This is a genomic window from Streptomyces sp. CB01635 (assembly GCF_002803065.1).
In the GTDB taxonomy this organism is placed as follows: domain Bacteria; phylum Actinomycetota; class Actinomycetes; order Streptomycetales; family Streptomycetaceae; genus Streptomyces.
In genome coordinates this window covers 14788-33742 of sequence record NZ_NNBL01000006.1, presented here as the reverse complement: position 1 = coordinate 33742, position 18955 = coordinate 14788, and the positions used below count along the sequence as shown (strand labels likewise).

The following is an 18955-nucleotide window of genomic DNA, read 5'->3' as shown; positions in this document are numbered from 1 at the left end:
CGCCATCAACGCGTCCAGCCCTCCCGCCGTCGAACTGCGCGGCATCACCAAGCGCTTTCCCGGCGTCGTCGCCAACCGCGACATCGACATCACCGTACGGCGGGGCACCGTCCACGCCCTGTGCGGTGAGAACGGCGCCGGCAAGTCGACCCTGATGAAGATCCTCTACGGCATGCAGAAGCCGGACGAGGGCACCATCGCTGTCGACGGCACCCAGGTCGCCTTCGCCACGCCCGCCGACGCCATCGCGCGCGGCATCGGCATGGTCCACCAGCACTTCATGCTGGCCGACAACCTCACCGTCCTGGAGAACGTCGTCCTGGGCGCCGAGAAGCTGCACGGCATCGGCGGCAAGGCACGTACGAAGATCCGCGAGATCTCGGAGGCGTACGGCCTCGGGGTGCGCCCCGACGTCCTCGTCGAGGAGCTCGGGGTCGCCGACCGGCAGCGCGTCGAGATCCTCAAGGTCCTCTATCGGGGCGCCCGGACGCTGATCCTCGACGAGCCCACCGCGGTCCTCGTGCCGCAGGAGGTCGACGCGCTCTTCGACAACCTGCGCGAGCTCAAGTCCGAGGGCCTCACGGTCATCTTCATCTCCCACAAGCTGGGCGAAGTGCTCTCCGTCGCGGACGAGATCACGGTCATCCGGCGCGGGACGACGGTCGGCACGGCCGACCCGAAGAGCACGAGCACCAAGCAGCTCGCCGAGCTCATGGTCGGCAGCGAGCTGCCGTCGCCGGAGACCGAGGAGTCGACGGTCACCGACACCCCGATGCTCCACCTGGGCGGGGTGCGCCTCACGCAGACCGACCTGGACGGCGTCGAGCGCGTCATCCTCGACGACGTCAGCTTCACCATCCACCGCGGCGAAGTCCTCGGCATCGCGGGCGTGGAGGGCAACGGCCAGTCCGAACTCGTCGAGGCCATCATGGGCATGCGGGCCCCGGACCGCGGCACCGTCGCTCTGGACGGCGCCGACGTCACCCGGACCCCCACCCGCAAGCGCCGCGAAGCCGGTGTCGGTTACATCCCCGAGGACCGGCACCGTCACGGGCTGCTCCTCGAAGCGCCGCTGTGGGAGAACCGGGTCCTCGGCCATGTCACCGAGCGCCCCAACTCCAAGGGCGGGCTGCTCGACCTCAAGGCCGCCCGCGCCGACACCGAGCGCATCGTGCGCGACTACGACGTCCGCACCCCCGGCATCGAGGTCACCGCGGCCTCCCTGTCCGGCGGCAACCAGCAGAAGCTGATCGTCGGCCGCGAGATGAGCCACGCCCCCAAGCTGCTGATCGCCGCTCACCCCACCCGCGGTGTGGACGTCGGCGCACAGGCCCAGATCTGGGACCAGATCCGCCGCGCCCGCCGCGAGGGCCTCGCCGTGCTGCTCATCTCGGCGGACCTGGACGAGCTGATCGGCCTGTCCGACACCCTGCGGGTGATGTACCGCGGCCGCCTGGTCGCCGACGCCGACCCCGCCACCATCACCCCGGAGGAGCTGGGCTCCGCCATGACAGGTGCGGCCTCCGGCCACCTCGAGCACACGGAAGACGCCGAAGGCGGGGACGCCCGATGAAGACACTGATATCCCGGGGCAAGTCCCGGATCGACAAGGAGCGGCTGATCCTCGCGGTCGCCGCCCCGCTCCTGGCGATCATCGCCGCACTCGTCGTCACCGCCGTGATCATCGCGGCGACCGGCAAGGACCCCTTCGCCGCGTTCAGCGACATGGTGACCTACGGCTCCGCGAGCGACAGCCAGGTCTACATCCTCAACAAGGCGACGACGTACTACCTCGCGGGTGTCGCGGTGGCCATCGGCTTCCGCATGAACCTGTTCAACATCGGTGTCGACGGCCAGTACCGGCTCGCCGCGTTCGTCGCGGCCGTGCTCGGCGGGGCGCTCACGCTGCCCGGCTGGCTCTCCATCCCGCTGATCCTGCTCGCCGCCATGGCGACCGGTGCCCTGTGGGCCGCCATCGCGGGCATCCTCAAGGTGACCCGCGGTGTCAGCGAGGTCATCTCGACGATCATGCTCAACTCGATCGCGACCGCGATCATCGCGTACCTCCTCCAGCCCGAGCAGCTCGGCCAGCTCGACGAGGCGGGCACCCTGGTGTCCACCAAGCCGCTGCCCGAGTCCTCGAACTTCTTCATGATCGACGCGGGACCGGCCGGCCAGGTCTGGGGCTTCATCGTGATCGCCGTGCTCGTCGGCGTCGCGTACTGGTTCGTCCTCGGCCGCACCCGCTTCGGCTTCGACCTGCGCACGGTCGGCCAGTCCGAGTCGGCGGCCGCCGCGAGCGGCGTCAGCGTCAAGAAGATGGTCGCCACCAGCATGGTCATCTCGGGTGCCGTGGCCGGTCTGGTCGGCATGCCGACGCTGCTCAACGACAGCCACCAGTACGACAACAGCTTCCCGGTGGGCCTCGGCTTCACGGGCATCGCGATCGCGCTGCTCGGCCGCAACCACCCGGTCGGCATCGCGCTCGGCGCCCTGCTGTGGGGCTTCCTGGAGCGCACCACCAACCACCTGGAGTTCCAGGGCTACGACAAGGAGATCCTCGGCGTGATCCAGGGCGTCATCGTCCTGTGCGTCGTCATCGCCTACGAAGTCGTACGCCGCTACGGGCTCAAGCGCCAGCAGCAGAGGGTCGGCGCCGAACTCGCCGCGCAGGCCGCCGCCGTCCGCACCGACAAGCAGGAGGTGGCCGGATGACCGCCACGACGACCGACACCCCGCCGCCGGCGGCCCCCGCGGTGAGCGGCGCCAAGAAGGCGCGGGGCCGGCTCTCCACGGGCCAGACCCTGATGATCGTCGTCGGTGCGCTGTTCCTGGTCTCCGCCGTCCGCGTCATCACGGGTGCCGACCAGCTCACCTCCGGCGGCCAGATCAGCGCCGCCCTCGGACTCGCCGTGCCCATCGGCCTCGCGGCCCTCGCGGGCCTGTGGTCGGAGCGGGCCGGCGTGGTCAACATCGGCCTCGAAGGCATGATGATCCTCGGCACGTTCGGCGCCGGCTGGCTCGGCTGGCAGACCAGCCCCTGGCTCGGCCTCGTCTGTGGCATCGGCTTCGGTGTGCTGGGCGGTCTGATCCACGCCGTCGCCACCATCACGTTCGGCGTCGACCACATCGTCTCCGGTGTCGCCGTCAACCTCCTCGCCCTGGGCGCCACCCAGTACCTCGCCAAACTGTTCTTCGCCGACGGCGAGCCCGCGGCCAAGGGCGGCAACCCCAAGCAGTCGCCGCCCGCCGAGTCGCTCGGCGACGTCACGATCCCGGGCCTGTCCAGCGGACTGCACTCCATCGAGCAGCACCACTGGTTCCTGGTCTCCGACCTCGCCGGCATCCTCGGCGGCCTGGTCACCAACGTCTCCGTGATCACGATCCTCGCCGTGCTGCTCTTCGTGGGCAGCTGGTGGGTGCTGTGGCGCACCTCGTTCGGCCTGCGCCTGCGCTCCTGCGGCGAGAACCCGGTCGCGGCCGAGTCTCTCGGCGTCAACGTGTACGCGCACAAGTACGCCGCCGTCGCGATCTCCGGCGGACTCGCGGGTCTCGGCGGCGCGTTCCTCGCGCTGGTCACCTCGCACAGCTACCTGGAGGGCCAGACCGGCGGGCGCGGCTACATCGGCCTCGCCGCCATGATCTTCGGCAACTGGCGGCCGGGCGGCCTCGCCATGGGCGCGGGCCTGTTCGGCTTCTCCGACGCGCTCCAGCTGCGCAACGGCGGCGAGACCGTCCACGCGCTGCTGCTCCTGCTGGTCGTGCTGCTGGCTCTGCTTGCGGGCTGGAAGGCGTACCGCAAGGCCATGATCCAGGCCACGATCAGCGCGGTGATTGCCGTGGTTGTCCTGGTCTGGTACCTCCTGACGGATGAGGTGCCCGGCGACTTCGTCGGCGCCACCCCGTATGTCGTCACCCTCCTGGTGCTCTCCCTGTCCGCGCAGCGGCTGCGGATGCCCAAGGCCGACGGCATGCGCTACCGGAAGGGTCAGGGCAAGTGACGGAAGCCGACTGGGAAGCACTCAGGGAGGCGGCCCGCGAGGCCATGTCCCGCGCGTACGTGCCGTACTCGGCCTTCCCGGTCGGCGCCGCGGCCCGCGTGGACGACGGCCGCACCGTGTCGGGCTGCAACGTCGAGAACGCGTCGTACGGGCTCGGCCTGTGTGCCGAGTGCGGGCTCGTCTCGCAGCTCCAGCTCACCGGCGGCGGCCGGCTGACGCACTTCACGTGCGTGGACGGCAAGGGCGAGATCCTGATGCCGTGCGGCCGCTGCCGCCAGCTCCTCTACGAGTTCGGGGGCACCGAGCTGCTCCTGGAGACGACGTCGGGGATCCGCCCGCTCGGCGAGATGCTCCCCGACGCGTTCGGACCCCAGCACCTCAACTGACCTACGGCCCCGCCCGGTTGGGCGGGGCCACTTTCAACGGGTCGCTCTATGCGCGTAGAGTCGGCCTGCTGCCACCTGCGGAAGGACAACGCCATGGACGTCATCTCCGTCATCCGGACCAAGCGGGACCGGGGCGAACTCAGCGACGAGCAGATCGACTGGGTCATCGACGCGTACACGCGCGGCGTCGTCGCGGACGAGCAGATGTCGGCGCTCGCCATGGCGATCCTCCTCAACGGCATGAACCGTACGGAGATCGCCCGCTGGACCGCCGCGATGATCGCCTCCGGCGAGCGCATGGACTTCTCGTCCCTGTCCCGCCCGACCGCCGACAAGCACTCCACCGGCGGCGTCGGCGACAAGATCACGCTGCCGCTCGCCCCGCTGGTCGCCGCGTGCGGCGCCGCCGTCCCGCAGCTCTCCGGCCGCGGCCTCGGCCACACCGGCGGCACCCTCGACAAGCTGGAGTCCATCCCCGGCTGGCGCGCCCTGCTCTCCAACGACGAAATGCTGAACGTCCTCGACACCGTCGGCTCCGTGATCTGCGCGGCCGGCGACGGACTCGCCCCCGCAGACAAGAAGCTCTACGCGCTGCGCGACGTGACCGGCACCGTCGAGGCGATCCCGCTCATCGCCTCCTCGATCATGTCGAAGAAGATCGCCGAGGGCACGGGCTCGCTCGTCCTCGACGTCAAGGTCGGCACCGGCGCGTTCATGAAGACGATCGAGGACGCGCGCGAACTCGCCTCCACCATGGTCGAGTTGGGCACCGACAGCGGCGTGCGCACGGTCGCCCTGCTCACCGACATGTCGACGCCGCTGGGCCTCACCGCCGGCAACGCGCTCGAAGTCCGGGAGTCCGTAGAGGTACTGGCGGGCGGCGGCCCCTCCGACGTCGTCGAGCTCACCCTCGCCCTGGCCCGCGAGATGCTCGACGCGGCGGGCATCAAGGATGCCGACCCGGCGAAGGCCCTCGCCGACGGCTCCGCGATGGACGTCTGGCGCCGCATGATCGCCGCGCAGGGCGGCGACCCCGACGCGGCGCTGCCCACATCCCGTGAGCAGCACGTGGTGGTGGCCGGGAAGTCCGGCGTCATGACCCGCCTCGACGCGTACGGCATCGGCGTTGCCGCTTGGCGCCTCGGCGCGGGCCGCGCCCGCAAGGAGGACCCGGTCCAGGCCGCCGCCGGCATCGAACTCCACGCCAAGCCGGGCGACCCCGTCACCGCGGGCCAGCCCCTCCTGACCCTGCACACGGACACCCCGGAGCGCTTCGAGTACGCCCTTGAGTCCGTCGAGGGTTCCTACGACATCTCGGCCCTGGGCACGGCATTCGAGCCCACGCCGGTCGTGCGGGAACGCATCGGCTGACCTGGGTTTCCCCGTACAGGTGAACGGGATCGGCAGACCTCTGCCGGTCCCGTTCGGTCACCCCAGCAACGCCGCGACCACCACCAGCGCAGGCACCGACGCCAGCGTCGACAGCAGGATCGACTCCCTCGCCAGTCTCTCCGCGACGTTGTAGCGCGAGGCGTACGTGAAGAGGTTCTGCGCCGCCGGGAGCGCCGACGTCACCACCACGTCCAGGAGTGACGCGCCCCGCAGGCCGAAGACGCCCGCCGCGAGCACCCACGCCACCGCGGGCTGGGCCACTGATTTCAGGGCCACCGACAGCAGCACCGGCACCCGGTCGGAACCTCGCCGGGCCGGCAGCGAGCTCCCGCACAGCGAGATCCCGTACGCGAGCAGCACCACCGGCACGGACATCTTGCCGATCAGATCGACGGGGTTGAAGACGGGACCCGGCACCGTCCACCCCGTCGCCGCCACGATCACGCCCGCGAGCGCGCCGACCGCGATCGGGTTGCGCAGCGGTGTGACGATCCGCTGCCACAGGGACCGCGTCTCCCCGGCCTCCGAGAGATCGAGGACCGTCATCGCTATCGGCGTCACCACGATCTGCTGGAAGAGCAGCACGGGCGCGACCAGCGAGGCGTCGCCAAGGACGTATACGGCGATGGGGATGCCGAGGTTGCCCGAATTGACGTAGCTGGAGCACAGGGCGCCGATCGTCGTCCGCCCCACGCCCCACCGGCGCGCGACGCCCACCGCGATGAACACCCCGGCGGCGGCCGCCGTGCTCAGCGCCGTCACCAGCAGCCGCGGCGACAGGATCACCGAGAGGTCGGCCTTCGCGAGCGTGGTGAACAGCAGCGCGGGCGTGGCGACATGGAAGGCGAGCTTGGTGAGGACCTCGCGGCCGTTGTCCCCGAGATAGCCGCGCTTGCCGATCAGGAAGCCGACGGCGATGACCACTGCGATGACGGCGAACCCGTTCAGCACCCCTGCCACGATGCCCCCTGCCGGCGTCGTGCGGACGGCTGGGCAGGTACGCGATCAAGGGGCATCCTCTTACCCTCGGAGGCCATCCGACACGGGGTCAACGTGATGCGCGCGACACCAGGGCAACGTGATGCACGGCACTCGGCGCGCGGCCGGGCCGCCGATGAGTTCCCGCCGCCGAGCCGGTCTCCCTGGCGTGGCAGCTTTCCGACCTCCCGACCTGGCTCCCGCCGGCCCCCTGCGCCGCGGCGACGTGCCGCACCTGTGCGACCAGGTGCGCACGGCGTGCGCCCGCGCCCCCGCACGCGACATCGTCTGCGACCTCGCGGCCGTCACCACGGCCGATCTCGCCAGCGTGGACGCGCTCGCCCGGATGCAGCTCGCTGCCCGCAGGGCCGGGTCAGGACTGCGGCTGCGCGATCCGTCCCCGGCTCTGTGGGCCCTGCTTCAGCTGGTCGGCCTGCCCGGACTAGGCGGTCTCGTCGTCGAGATGGAGCGGCATGCCGAACAGCGGGAAATAGCGCGCTGTGTCCAGGAAGCAGTGGAGTCCGGTGATCCGGCCCTCTGACACCTCAAGGACCTGGACGGCCCACGGCGAGAACCCGCCCTTGTCCGGGTCGGGCTTGTAGTGGGCGAACGCGGGCGAGCCGTTGGCCTCGACGGGCACCAGCCGGCTGTCGGCACATGAGGCGCCGATCGTCGTCATGAAGCCCGTGATGTCCGGCGTGCCGCGCAGCCACAGGTCGAACGGCGGCATCGTCATGATGGCGTCCTCGGCGAGCAGCGCCGTGAGCGCCTTCATGTCGTATCCCTCGAACGCGGCGACATAGCGCTCGAGGAGCGCCTGGTGCTCCTCGTCCAGCTCGTCGTCCGCGCTCGTCTTCTCGGCCGGGACCTCGGCGAGCGTGGCGCGGGCCCGCTGGAGCGCGCTGTTCACCGACGCCACCGAGGTGTCGAGGAGCTCGGCGACCTCCTGCGCCTTCCAGGCCAGGACCTCCCGCAGGATGAGCACGGCCCGCTGCTTGGCCGGGAGCTGCTGGAGCGCCGCCACGAACGCGAGCCGCACCGACTCCCGCGCCACCGCCGCCTCCGCCGGGTCGTGCACGGTCGGCAGCACGCGCGCGTCCGGCATCGGCTCCAGCCACACATTGTCCGGCCGGGGTGTGAGAGCCGCCTGCGCGAGCGGCGCCGCCGCCGTCAGGTCCATCGGCCGGGCCCGCTTGTTGCCCGCGTTCAGCATGTCCAGGCAGACGTTCGTCGCGATGCGGTACAGCCAGGACCGCAGGCTGGAGCGGCCCTCGAATTTGTCGAAGCTGCGCCAGGCGCGGACCATCGTGTCCTGCACCGCGTCCTCGGCCTCGAAGGCCGAGCCCAGCATCCGGTAGCAGTACCCGGTCAGCTCGACCCGGTACTTCTCGAGACGGACGTCCACCTCGGTGGTCGTCCCTGCGATGTCACTCATGTCCACACCCCGCCCTGCGGCTTCTGGCAAGTCCCGAAAGTCCATGCAAGTCCCAGCACTTTGGAAGCTACCGCAGGGCACTGACAACGGCCCCCGGACCGGCGAAATACGCCTGTCCGGGGGCCGTTCTCAGCATGATCCGAACGCGGTCAGTGCGCCGCCACGAGCGTCTGCCGCTGCTGCACCCGCGCCGCGTGCGAGCCCCACAGGGTCACCGACACGACGCCGAGCACCGCCACCAGCCCGAGGGCCACGGTCCCGGCCCAGCCACCCGCGTGGAAGGCCACCGCGCCGAGCGTGCCGCCCACGCTGGAGCCGATGTAGTACACGGACTGGTACAGCGCGGACGCCTGCGCCCGCCCGTGCGTCGCCGTGTGGCTGACCGAGGACGAGGCCACCGCGTGCCCCGCGAAGAAACCGGCCGTGATCAGGACGAGGCCGAGCAGCACCATGGCGATCGCGTCGCCGAGCGAGAGCAGCAGCCCGGACGCCGTCGTGCCCACCGCCAGGTACAGCGCCCCGCGCCGCCCGAGCCGCGCGACGAGCTTGCCGGCCGCGGCCGAGGAGACCGTACCCACCAGGTACACCAGGAAGATCGAGCCGATGATGCCCTGCGGGAGCGAGAACGGCGCGGCCGTGAGCCGGTAGCCGATCACCGTGTAGACGGCGCCGAAGACCGTCATGAACAGGGCGCCGATCACGTACAGACGGCACAGGAGCGGGTTCGCGAGGTGGCCGCGCACGGTGCGGGCCAGGACCCGCGGCCGCAGCGAGCCCGGGGTGAAGTGCCGGGGCTGCGGCAGCAGCAGCCGGAACGCGACCGCGCACGCCACGGCGATCACGCCGATCGTGGCGACCGCCGCGCGCCAGCCCCACTCCTGCGCGACCCACCCGGTGATGACCCGGCCGCTCATCCCGCCGATGGAGTTGCCCGCCACGAACAGACCGATCGCGGCGACCAGCGCCTTGGGTCGCACCTCCTCCGCGAGATACGCCATCGCGGAAGCCGGCAGACCGGCGAGCGCGGCGCCCTGGAGGGCCCGCAGCGCGATCAGCGCGCCGAGCGAGGGGGCGAAGGGGACGAGCAGGCCGACCGCGACCGCCACCGACAGGGACGCCGTCATCACGGTGCGCCGTCCGAACCGCTCCGACAGGGCGCTCAGCGGCAGTACACACAGAGCGAGCGCGCCCGTCGCGCCGGAGACCGTCCAGCTCGCGGCGCTCGCGCTGACGCCGAAGTCGGCGGAGACGAGGGGGAGCAGGGCCTGCGTGGAGTAGAGGAGGGCGAAGGTCGCGACCCCGGCCAGGAAGAGGGCGAAGCTCATCCGGCGGTAACCGGGTCCGCCCGGGTTCAGACGGGTGTCGGGGGCTTCGGGGGACGACGGCTTACGGGCGGCGACCGCGTGGGTGGCGGCCGCCCCGCTACTGGCAGGAGGCATATCTCGAAGGTAGGCCTCCGTGTTTCATGCGTCCAATGCATGAAAACGCCATAATCAATCCCATGGCGCATAAGCAGAGTTCAGAGACTCGTCTGTCACCGTCCAGTGACACAGAAGACATCGTGACGACGCTCGCGCCCCGCCTGTCGTACTTCGCCGCGGTCGCCCGCACCGAGCACGTCACGCGGGCCGCGCACGAGCTGGAGATCCCCCAGTCGACGCTGTCGCGTGCCCTGGTCCGCCTCGAACAGGACCTCGGCGTGGAGCTGTTCGCGCGGCACGGCCGCACCGTCTCGCTCACCCCGGCGGGCCGTACGTTCCTCACGTCCGTCGACAGGGCGCTCGCCGAGGTCGGCCGCGCCGCCGAGTCCGTACGGGCCGACGCCGACCCCGCGTCGGGCAAGGTCGCCTTCGGCTTCCTGCACACCATGGGCTCCGAGACCGTGCCCGGCCTGATCCGAGCCTTCCGCGCCGACCACCCCCGTATCCGCTTCAGCCTCGTCCAGAACTACGGCGAGGCGATGCTGGAGCGCCTGCGCGCCGGCGAGCTCGACCTCTGCCTCACCTCGCCCGTTCCCGACGAGCCCGGCCTCGTCGCGCGCCGCCTCGACGAGCAGCGTCTGCGCCTGGTCGTCCCCGACGACCACCGCCTCGCGGGCCGCAAGCGCGTCCGCCTCGCGGAGGCGGCCGACGAGCCGTTCGTGACCCTCGAACCCGGCTACGGGCTGCGGCGCATCGCCGACGGCCTGTGCGCGGAGGCGGGGTTCAAGCCGCGTGTCGCCTTCGAAGGGGAGGAGACGGAGACCCTGCGCGGCCTGGTCGCGGCGGGCCTCGGTGTGGCGCTCCTGCCGCCACCCGCAGTACCGCGCCCGGGGGTTGTGGAGCTGACCGTGACCGGGCAGCGGGCGGTGCGCGAGATCGGCGTGGCCTGGCTCGACGGCCATCCCGACACCCCGCCCGTCGCGGCGTTCAAGAAGTTCCTGCTCTCCCGGCGCGGCAAGCTGCTCTCCGAGTGGACGCGCGCGCAGGAGTAGTCACCGCGCGAGCGACCTGCCGAAGCCCGAGGCCAGCGGCATCCGCAGCCCCAGCGGCGGCGGCGCGGCCAGCGCGTCCTGCAGCGGCCGCGAGAACGCCCGGCCGAAGAGCGAGCCGAGCACGAAGTCGCGGGCCAGGGCGTGGACTTCGGTGCGGTGCTGGTGGAGCGCGTGGCCGTCGGAGTGCACCTCGAAGCGGCAGATGTCGCGGTTGGACTTCTTCGCGCGGGCGGCCAGGCGGAACGACAGCTCGGGATCCGTGCGCTCGTCGTTCGTGCCGTGCACGATCAGAACGCGGCGGCCCGCGAGCTGTTTCACCGGTTCAGGTGGCGCGGCGACGTCCTCCTCGGGCAGCCAAGGGGCAAGCGCGAGCACCGAGTTCACGGCGCTGTGCCCGCCCGCGTGCAGCGCCGCGCGGGCACCCATGTCGACCCCGACGAGGCAGACGGGGATGTCGCCGTAGCGCCGTACGGCTTCGTCCGCGGCCCAGTCGGCGTCGCGCGCGAGCTGTGCCTGCGCGCCGTTCCAGCCGCGGCCGCGGTAGTGCACGACATGCGCCGCAAGGCCTTCCCGCCGTCCCTCGCGCACGAGGGCGCGCCCCAGGGTCCGTACGGCCGCCGAGGCCAGGGGTGACGGCCTGCGCGCGGAGGTCTCCTCACCTGCGGGAAGCAGCAGAACCACACCGCTCACCGTCGCGGAAACGGGCCCCATCGCCTTCCCGAGCCGGGCCTCACGGACCGTCGTCGCTTGCTGTCCCATGACAGAACAGTGTCAGAAGGCGCGGTGTACGCCACCCGTCCGCAGGGTCACCGTTACGTATCGACAGGCGGACGTCACCGAGTATCTACGCGCGTAGGCGTTAGAGTGCGGAAATGACGAGCCAGACCAGCGGAAACTCGCAGATTCCGACCCCCGAGCAGATCGTTCGCGCCCCCAAGGTGCTGCTGCACGACCACCTCGACGGCGGCCTTCGCCCCGGCACCATCGTCGAACTCGCCCTGGAACAGGGCTACGAGAACCTCCCGGAGACCGATCCCGACAAGCTCGGCATCTGGTTCCGCGAGGCCGCCGACTCCGGCTCCCTCGAGCGCTACCTGGAGACCTTCGCCCACACCTGCGCCGTCATGCAGACCCGCGAGGCGCTGTTCCGGGTCGCCGCCGAGTGCGCCGAGGACCTCGCCGAGGACGGCGTCGTCTACGCCGAGATCCGCTACGCCCCCGAGCAGCACCTCGAACAGGGCCTCACCCTCGAAGAGGTCGTCGAGGCGGTCAACGAAGGATTCCGGGAAGGCGAGCGCCGCGCCAGGGCCAACGGCCACCGCATCCGCGTGGGCGCCCTGCTCACCGCCATGCGGCACGCGGCCCGCGCCCTGGAGATCGCCGAACTCGCAAACGGCTACCGCGACACGGGCGTCGTCGGCTTCGACATCGCGGGCGCGGAGGCCGGCTTCCCTCCCACCCGCCACCTCGACGCCTTCGAGTACCTCAAGCGCGAGAACAACCACTTCACGATCCACGCGGGCGAGGCCTTCGGCCTGCCTTCCATCTGGCAGGCCCTCCAGTGGTGCGGAGCCGACCGCCTCGGCCACGGCGTGCGGATCATCGACGACATCAAGGTCGAGGACGACGGCACGGTCAAGCTCGGCCGCCTCGCCTCCTATGTACGCGACAAGCGCATCCCCCTGGAGATGTGTCCCAGCTCCAACCTCCAGACAGGCGCCGCCGACTCCTTCGAGGCCCACCCCATCGGCCTGCTCCGCAAGCTGCACTTCCGCACCACGGTGAACACCGACAACCGCCTCATGTCCGGCACCAGCATGAGCCGCGAATTCGAGCACCTGGTCGACGCATTCGGCTACACGCTCGACGACATGCAGTGGTTCACTGTCAATGCGATGAAATCAGCATTCATTCCTTTCGATGAACGACTGGCCATGATCAATGACGTCATCAAGCCCGGATATGCCGAGTTGAAATCCGAATGGCTGTTCCGTCAGACCGCATCGACCAGGGGTTCTGTCGCGCAGTAGCGTCTCTTTGTGCGAATCCGAAGCGGCCGGGAGCATTAACTCCCGGCCGCTTCTCCGCGTTTTTCGCCGGTTGCGACGCGCCCTGACACATGTTTACGGTCGTGGACCGCTCAAGCCCCCGTTCACGAGGACTCATTTCACAATGAAGCAGTCTGCTGTCAAGACCCTCGGTGTCGCCGCTCTCGGTGCCGCCTTCGCCGCCGCGGGCGCCGGTGCCGCGTCCGCCGCCCCCGCCCTCCCGGATGCGGGCTCCGCCCTGGACACCGTGACCAGCACGCTCCCCGCCGAGCAGGTCGCGCAGGTACTGCCCGCCGGTGGCACCGAGTCCCTCACCGCCGGCAAGAACGCCGTCGCCGGTGGCCTGAAGGCCGCCACGCCCGCCGTCACGAAGGCCCTCCCCACCAACGGCAGCGACCCGGTCTCCGGGCTCCTCGGCGGCCTGCCCGTCAAGTCGCTGCCCGCCGGCGGCGCCCTGCCCGTCGGCTGACCCACCCGACACGGCGCACACACGGACACACAGGAGGGGCGCACCCGCTCGCGCGGGTGCGCCCCTCCCTGTCGTACGTCAGCCTGCCTTGTCGCACATCAGCCTGCGGGCCCCGTCGTCACCACGCCTGGCGGACCTTGCCCTCGCTCGGCAGCAGGATCCACAGCGCGATGTACAGCAGGAACTGGGGACCGGGAAGCAGACACGAGAGCACGAAGATCACGCGCATCGTGGTCGCGGAGGTGCCGAAGCGCCTTGCCAGCGCTGCGCACACTCCGCCGATCATCCGTCCGTTCGTGGGGCGGGCAAGGGCGGTCATGGTGGGCTCCTTCGCGAACCGTAGCGGTGAGGCGCCCCCTTGGCCGGGACGGCCGGGACGTCTCTGATGGCTTCAAAGCTACGGTGACGAACCGGGCGAAGCGTCAGCTCACGGGGCGATGCCGACCCTGGAAATCGTCGGGGTCCGCCCCTGAGAGGGCTCCTCCCGGGGGAGGGCGGGGACCTCGGCCCTGCGGCGGAGCCTGCCCCTGAGGGTCGGCACCACGGCCGCGTGCGCGAGGGCCACGCCCAGCGTGTTCAGGAACAGTGAGTCGATGTCCACGACCTGTCCCGGCACCCCGGTCTGCAGCAGCTCGATGCCGAGCGAGAGCAGCGCTCCGGCGGCGACCGTACGCACCAGCGAACCCAGCGGCGAGACGACGAGCCGCCCTCCGGCGATCGGCAGCAGCACCCCCAGAGGCGCGAGCAGCACCAGCTCCTTGCCGATGCGCCGCACCGCCTCCGCCGGACCGAGCGCGAGATCCGCCCTGATCCCGGCGAACGGATGCAGGTTCGCGGCGCTGACCCACGGCACGTCCAGTGGTCGCAGCGTGATCCAGCAGACGAGAAGCAGATGCGCGGCAAGGAGGACTATCCCTGCCGTACGGAAGCGGATGGCGGCCTTGGAGCCGCCCGGGCGATGGCGCTGCACGCCCCCCTAGACGCGGACGGCGGGACGATCGGTTCCGCGTCGCCGGCGTCCGCCCGCGACAACCGCGCCCGCCCCCGTCAGCCGACCGTCTCGGCGGGCGCCGGTACGAGCCCCGGTCGCGTCCGCATCTCCGGGGAGCAGTCGTACGCGCGCAGAGCGTCGTCGCCAGGGCCGCCGAGCACGACCTTGTCGTCCTCTGCCGCGGCCCCGCCGTTCGCATACGTACACACGATCTGGGCCAGCGCGTACGGCGAGAGGTCGTCCGGCGGGACGCTCAGCCGCAGCGCGTTGTCCGGGTCACCCTTGCCCGGCCCCGAGACGGTCATCCCGGGCCTGACGTCCGTGGTGTACCCCGCCTGCCGCTCGGCGCCGGCCGGAGACTGCTCCAGCTCGTCGAGCAGCGCCTGCGCGAGCCGCACCCGGTCCGAGGCGCCCCGCCCCTTCGGCAGGGTCACCGTCCGGTCGACGCTCACCAGCTGCGATGTACAGACCAGATACACCTGCACGGCGAACTCACCGCCCGTGCGTGACTCCAGATCCGGGTCCGACAGCGTGCACGGCACCCGCGACGGCGCGGCCCCGAAGTCCGTCGGCACCTCCGTCGGCCTGATCCCGCACCCGGCGAGCAGCACGGCGAGCACCGCCGCGCCCAGCACCGCGTAACGCCTTCTTGTCCTGCGTGCGGTCATCGCGGGCCGCCCTCCTCACCGGAACCGCCGACGTCGGCGCCCTCGTCATCGGGCGGCAGCGTCAGCGGTGACGCGTCGAGCGGCAGCCGGAACGTGAACACGGCCCCGCCCTCAGGGGAGTTGGCGGCCGTGATCTCGCCGCCGTGGATGTGCGCGTTCTCCAGGGCGATCGACAGCCCGAGCCCGCTGCCCTCCGAACGCGGCCGCGACGCGCTCGCCTTGTAGAACCGGTCGAAGACGTGCGGGAGCACGTCCTGCGGGATACCGGGCCCGTGGTCACGGACCTCGATCACCAGCTCCGAGTCCGCAAGCCGCACGGACACCCGCACCGGCGAGCCGCCGTGCTTGAGCGCGTTCCCGATCAGGTTCGCCATGATGACGTCGAGGCGGCGCGGGTCGATGCGGGCCATGATGCCGCGCTCCGCGTCCAGGTCCACCGCGTCGAGCCAGGCACGGGCGTCGATGCAGGCCGTGATCTGGTCGGCGATGTCGACCTGGTCGAGGACGAGCCGGGCGGTGCCCGCGTCGAAGCGGGTGACCTCCATGAGGTTCTCCACCAGGTCGTTCAGCCGGCGCGTCTCGCTCACCACGAGGCGTACGGCGGGCTCGATCATCGGGTCGACCGAACCGGTCTCCGCGTCGAGCTCCTCCTCGAGTACCTCCGTCACGGCGGTGATCGCCGTCAGTGGCGTACGCAGCTCGTGCGACATGTCGGCGACGAAGCGCCGCGACGCCTCCTCGCGCGCACTCATGTCGGCGACCTTCTTCTCCAGATTCTCCGCGGTCCTGTTGAACGTCCTGGAAAGATCGGCCAGTTCATCCGTACCGGACACCCGCAGACGCGTGTCCAGCTTTCCTTCGCCGAGCCGCCGCGCCGCCCTCCCGAGCCGGTGCACCGGCTTGAGCACCGTCGTCGCCGCGGCCTGCGCGAGCAGCGCCGAACCGACCAGCGCGAGCGCCGTCGCGATCCCGAGCGACCAGGCAAGGGAGTTGAGATCCTTCGCCTCCGGCTCCAGGGACTTGAGCATGTAGCCCGTCGGCCCCCCGTCGATCACCCGCGCCCCACCGACCAGATACGGCGTGTCATTGCTGACGATCCGCTGCCAGTACAGGTGGTACGGATGCTTGTTGCCGTCCGTGAGGGGCTGCTCCCTGTTCACCGCGTCCCGCAGCGAACGCGGCACCTCGGCCAGCGTGATCGCGTCCAGGTCGGAGTTCCCGGCGATCCGCCGGCCGTCCTTGTCGTCGCTGATCAGCAGCACACTGAAGTGCTGGCTGCTGCTCGCCATCAGGTTCGCCGCATGCTGCAACTCGCCCTGCGTCGGATGCTCGGGCAGCGCCGCGGCCCGATTCTGCATCTCCTGCTGGAAGTCGCTGAGCGCCGCGTCCTGCGCCCGGGTCAGCACCGCCTCGCGGTTGAGCCAGTACGCGATCCCGGACGCCGACACCGCCGCGGTCAGCGCCACCAGGGCGAAGACGACGACGAGCCGCAGCCGCAGGCTCGTGAAGCGCAGGCCGGCGAGTATCGCCTTCTTCGCCGCGGCCCACCCCCGCAGTCGGTCGTGCGCATCACTCACTGAGGCGTGTCCAGCCGGTAGCCGACCCCGCGCACCGTACGGATCAGCGTCGGTGACGACGGCACGTCCTCGACCTTCGCGCGCAGCCGCTGCACACACGCGTCGACGAGCCGCGAGTCACCGAGGTAGTCGTGCTCCCACACCAGACGCAGCAACTGCTGCCGCGACAGCGCCTGTCCCGGCCTGCGGCTCAGTTCGAGGAGCAACCGCAGCTCCGTGGGCGTCAGTTGGAGGTCCTCGCCGTTCTTCGTGACCGTCATCGCGGCCCGGTCGATGACGAGGCTGCCGAACGACGCAGCGTCGTTGGCCTCCCGCTCGCCCCGCCGGAGCACCGCCCGGATCCGGGCGTCGAGCACCCGCCCCTGCACCGGCTTCACGACATAGTCGTCGGCGCCGGACTCCAGCCCGACCACCACGTCGATGTCGTCACTGCGCGCCGTGAGCAGGATGATCGGCAGCTGGTCCGTGCGCCGGATGCGCCGGCACACCTCGAACCCGTCGATGCCGGGCAGCATCACATCCAGCACGATCAGGTCCGGCCGCTGCTCGCGCAACAGCTTCAGACCGTCCTCGCCGGTGGCAGCGGTGGCAACCCGATGACCCTGGCGCGTAAGGGACAGCTCCAGGGCCGTTCGGATGGCGTCGTCGTCCTCGATCAGCAACAGGGAAGGCACAGACGTCATTCTGTCCCATGGCACGGCTCAAGTTCGACCGTTGGAGCGCTCCCAGGCTCGTAATGAGGGGGCTTCGGGCCCCATCCACACACGACTCGCACACGCCCGGGCCCTGTGACAGGTCTGTGACAGTCGACGGACACCGTCATGAAGTGGCCCGGGCAAGCTTTTGGACATCGCAAGGACGCAAGTCCTTACGAGCCACGGGAAACCGAGACTCCACGACGGGGGGCGCGAGATGAACACGCTGCACAGCACCACCACTGGCGCAGTTGTCACACGTCTTCATGACGCTCTCGTGCGGAGTCCCGGTTCCGGGAAGCACGAGCTGTCCGGTGCCGTGAGCGGGCGGGGGTGCGCTCGCGGCACCGGGCGTCAGCACACCGCGTACATGACGGTGGTTGACGCGAACCAGGCGGCATCCGACGGGGGAGCCGCGTACGGGGAGGAATCGGGGGAGCGGAAGAAGTCCCTGTCGGAGGCTGCAGATGCCGAAGCGGCGTTCACGGCCTACGTACAGGAACGCCGCGCCTCCCTGTACGCAACCGCCTACCACCTGACCGGTGACCGCTTCGAGGCCGAGGACCTGCTCCAGAGCGCCCTCTTCTCGACGTACCGCGCCTGGGACAGGATCAGCGACAAGGCGGCGGTCGGGGGCTACCTCCGCCGCACCATGACCAATCTGCACATCAGCGCGTGGCGCCGCCGCAAGCTGAACGAGTACCCGACCGAGGAACTGCCGGAGACGGCGGGCGACACGGACGCGATGCGCGGGACGGAGCTGCGCGCGGTTCTCTGGCAGGCCCTGGCCCGCCTCCCCGAACTGCAGCGCACGATGCTCGTCCTGCGCTACTACGAGGGTCGTACCGACCCCGAGATCGCGGACATCCTCGACATCAGTGTCGGCACGGTGAAGTCGAGCATCTGGCGCTCCCTGCGCCGGCTGCGCGAGGACGAGGCCCTCAGCTTCGGCCGTGACCTGGAGGAGTCCTTCGGCGAGCTGGTGGCCTGAAGGCTGGGGGCGGGCCGTCGCTCCGGGGGGACGCGACGGTTGTACGGGGGAGCGGTACCGGGGGGATCACGGGGGATCTTCACGGGGGAATGAAGCGGGACCGGAGGGCCGGGGGGTCTCTCCGGTCCCGCTTTCATGTGTACGGGGTCTGCGGGGCGCTCACGCCTGGGCGCGGGCCTTCACGCACCGGCCCGCGGCGGCCGCGGCCAGGCGGCCGAGGGCTTCTTCCTTGCCGCACGCGTGCGCGCCGAGCGCCGTCTGGCGGGCCACGATGCCGCGCTCCGCGCGCATCAGGCGCCAGCCGCGGCGCAGCAGGAACGGCACGGACTTGCGGCCTTCCCTGAGGTCCCGCAGCAGCCGGCGGCGGAACGTCGTGGACGGGCGGCCGCGCAGGCACAGCGCGTCGGCCAGCAGCCCGAGGTCCCGGCAGCGCTCCACGATGTCCGCGGCGAAAATGCCCTCCGCGATGAATAGGGGCGTGCGCTCGATGTCGAGCGTCTCCTCGCCCACCCGTGAGCTGGTCGCGATGTCGTAGACGGGAATGCGGGTGCGGCCCGTGCGGCACAGCTCCGCGATCGCGGTAACGGCCGTCTCCGTGTCCCAGGAGCGGGGCGAGTCCCAGTCGATGTCCGAGCTGCCCGGCACCTGCGGCAGCGTCGGGTCGTCGGCCTCCTTGTAGAAGTCGTCCAGGCACAGCACGGGAAGTCCGGAGCGGGACGCGAACGACGACTTGCCGGAGCCGGAAGGACCTGCCAGCAGGACGACCCGGGTCGGTATCGGGGGATGAGAACTCACGAGACACCAGTGTGCTGCATCCTCCGCCCCCGGTGGACCCCGCGGGTCGGCCTTTG

At 70.8% G+C, this 18955-nt stretch carries 20 protein-coding genes; 10 read left to right on the top strand and 10 right to left on the bottom strand.

All coding sequences use genetic code 11. The features are described from left to right. Positions 1–4 precede the first annotated feature (4 nt). The 5 genes from CG723_RS19365 to CG723_RS19345 all read left to right on the top strand — a co-directional run bounded on the left by CG723_RS19365 (position 5) and on the right by CG723_RS19345 (position 5758). Positions 5–1573 carry an ABC transporter ATP-binding protein gene (locus tag CG723_RS19365; protein ID WP_100594728.1) on the top strand — a complete coding sequence of 523 codons (1569 nt, stop codon included), beginning with the start codon at positions 5–7 and terminating at the stop codon, positions 1571–1573. Then, a complete protein-coding gene (locus CG723_RS19360) occupies positions 1570–2715 on the top strand; it encodes an ABC transporter permease (RefSeq protein WP_100594727.1) in 1146 nt (381 codons plus the stop codon). Before CG723_RS19365 ends, CG723_RS19360 begins: the two co-directional genes overlap by 4 nt. Beyond that, complete coding sequence (locus CG723_RS19355; protein ID WP_100594726.1) at positions 2712–4001, top strand: ABC transporter permease; 1290 nt, start codon at positions 2712–2714, stop codon at positions 3999–4001. Before CG723_RS19360 ends, CG723_RS19355 begins: the two co-directional genes overlap by 4 nt. After that, positions 3998–4387: a cytidine deaminase gene (locus tag CG723_RS19350; protein ID WP_100594725.1), complete on the top strand. Its 390-nt coding sequence runs from the start codon at positions 3998–4000 to the stop codon at positions 4385–4387. Before CG723_RS19355 ends, CG723_RS19350 begins: the two co-directional genes overlap by 4 nt. Positions 4388–4480: 93 nt before the next feature. Next, positions 4481–5758, top strand: coding sequence for a thymidine phosphorylase (locus tag CG723_RS19345; RefSeq protein ID WP_100594724.1), 1278 nt, complete (start codon positions 4481–4483; stop codon positions 5756–5758). 57 nt (positions 5759–5815) lie between these two features. Here CG723_RS19345 and CG723_RS19340 read toward each other — a convergent pair whose 3' ends face one another. Continuing rightward, positions 5816–6739, bottom strand: coding sequence for an AEC family transporter (locus tag CG723_RS19340; RefSeq protein ID WP_100594723.1), 924 nt, complete (start codon positions 6737–6739; stop codon positions 5816–5818). Between the two features lie 187 nt (positions 6740–6926). Here CG723_RS19340 and CG723_RS19335 point away from each other — a divergent pair, with 187 nt between their 5' ends. Continuing rightward, positions 6927–7298, top strand: a complete 372-nt coding sequence (locus CG723_RS19335) for an STAS domain-containing protein (RefSeq protein WP_234374397.1) — start codon at positions 6927–6929, stop codon at positions 7296–7298. Here CG723_RS19335 and CG723_RS19330 read toward each other — a convergent pair. Together CG723_RS19330 and CG723_RS19325 are read right to left on the bottom strand one after the other, a co-directional pair. Then, on the bottom strand, positions 7200–8192 hold the full coding sequence (locus tag CG723_RS19330; protein WP_100594946.1) for a sigma-70 family RNA polymerase sigma factor: 993 nt from the start codon (positions 8190–8192) through the stop codon (positions 7200–7202). The two genes, CG723_RS19335 and CG723_RS19330, sit on opposite strands and share 99 nt — an antisense overlap. A gap of 149 nt (positions 8193–8341) precedes the next feature. Further along, entirely contained in the window at positions 8342–9631 is a 1290-nt protein-coding gene (locus tag CG723_RS19325) for an MFS transporter (RefSeq protein ID WP_100594721.1), read from the bottom strand. 62 nt (positions 9632–9693) lie between these two features. Here CG723_RS19325 and CG723_RS19320 point away from each other — a divergent pair, with 62 nt between their 5' ends. Further along, positions 9694–10665 (top strand): LysR family transcriptional regulator, encoded by a 972-nt coding sequence (locus CG723_RS19320; RefSeq protein ID WP_100594720.1) that lies wholly within the window; start codon positions 9694–9696, stop codon positions 10663–10665. Here the strand turns inward: CG723_RS19320 and CG723_RS19315 are convergent, their stop codons facing one another. Beyond that, on the bottom strand, positions 10666–11424 hold the full coding sequence (locus tag CG723_RS19315; RefSeq protein WP_100594719.1) for an alpha/beta hydrolase: 759 nt from the start codon (positions 11422–11424) through the stop codon (positions 10666–10668). A gap of 113 nt (positions 11425–11537) precedes the next feature. On the opposite strand from CG723_RS19315, the gene CG723_RS19310 reads away from it, so the two are divergent. Together CG723_RS19310 and CG723_RS19305 are read left to right on the top strand one after the other, a co-directional pair. Further along, positions 11538–12695, top strand: coding sequence for an adenosine deaminase (locus CG723_RS19310; protein WP_100594718.1), 1158 nt, complete (start codon positions 11538–11540; stop codon positions 12693–12695). Positions 12696–12837: 142 nt separating this feature from the next. Next, on the top strand, positions 12838–13182 hold the full coding sequence (locus CG723_RS19305) for an ATP-binding protein (RefSeq protein ID WP_100594717.1): 345 nt from the start codon (positions 12838–12840) through the stop codon (positions 13180–13182). A 118-nt stretch (positions 13183–13300) separates the two neighbouring features. Here the strand turns inward: CG723_RS19305 and CG723_RS19300 are convergent, their stop codons facing one another. The 5 genes from CG723_RS19300 to afsQ1 form a co-directional block, all read right to left on the bottom strand. Further along, positions 13301–13501, bottom strand: a complete 201-nt coding sequence (locus CG723_RS19300; RefSeq protein WP_100594716.1) for a PspC domain-containing protein — start codon at positions 13499–13501, stop codon at positions 13301–13303. 108 nt (positions 13502–13609) lie between these two features. After that, complete coding sequence (locus tag CG723_RS19295) at positions 13610–14152, bottom strand: VanZ family protein (protein ID WP_100594715.1); 543 nt, start codon at positions 14150–14152, stop codon at positions 13610–13612. Between the two features lie 77 nt (positions 14153–14229). Continuing rightward, the gene (locus CG723_RS19290) at positions 14230–14841 is read right to left on the bottom strand and encodes a hypothetical protein (protein ID WP_100594714.1); all 612 of its coding nucleotides are present in this window, start codon (positions 14839–14841) and stop codon (positions 14230–14232) included. After that, entirely contained in the window at positions 14838–16418 is a 1581-nt protein-coding gene (locus tag CG723_RS19285) for a sensor histidine kinase (RefSeq protein WP_100594713.1), read from the bottom strand. The genes CG723_RS19290 and CG723_RS19285 overlap by 4 nt, the downstream gene beginning before the upstream one ends. Beyond that, on the bottom strand, positions 16415–17092 hold the full coding sequence (gene afsQ1, locus CG723_RS19280; protein WP_030682803.1) for a two-component system response regulator AfsQ1: 678 nt from the start codon (positions 17090–17092) through the stop codon (positions 16415–16417). Before afsQ1 ends, CG723_RS19285 begins: the two co-directional genes overlap by 4 nt. A gap of 238 nt (positions 17093–17330) precedes the next feature. Here afsQ1 and CG723_RS19275 point away from each other — a divergent pair, with 238 nt between their 5' ends. Next, positions 17331–18104 carry a SigE family RNA polymerase sigma factor gene (locus CG723_RS19275; protein WP_100594712.1) on the top strand — a complete coding sequence of 258 codons (774 nt, stop codon included), beginning with the start codon at positions 17331–17333 and terminating at the stop codon, positions 18102–18104. 159 nt (positions 18105–18263) lie between these two features. On the opposite strand, the gene CG723_RS19270 is transcribed toward CG723_RS19275, so the two are convergent. Beyond that, the gene (locus tag CG723_RS19270; protein ID WP_100594711.1) at positions 18264–18899 is read right to left on the bottom strand and encodes a uridine kinase family protein; all 636 of its coding nucleotides are present in this window, start codon (positions 18897–18899) and stop codon (positions 18264–18266) included. Positions 18900–18955: the final 56 nt, after the last annotated feature.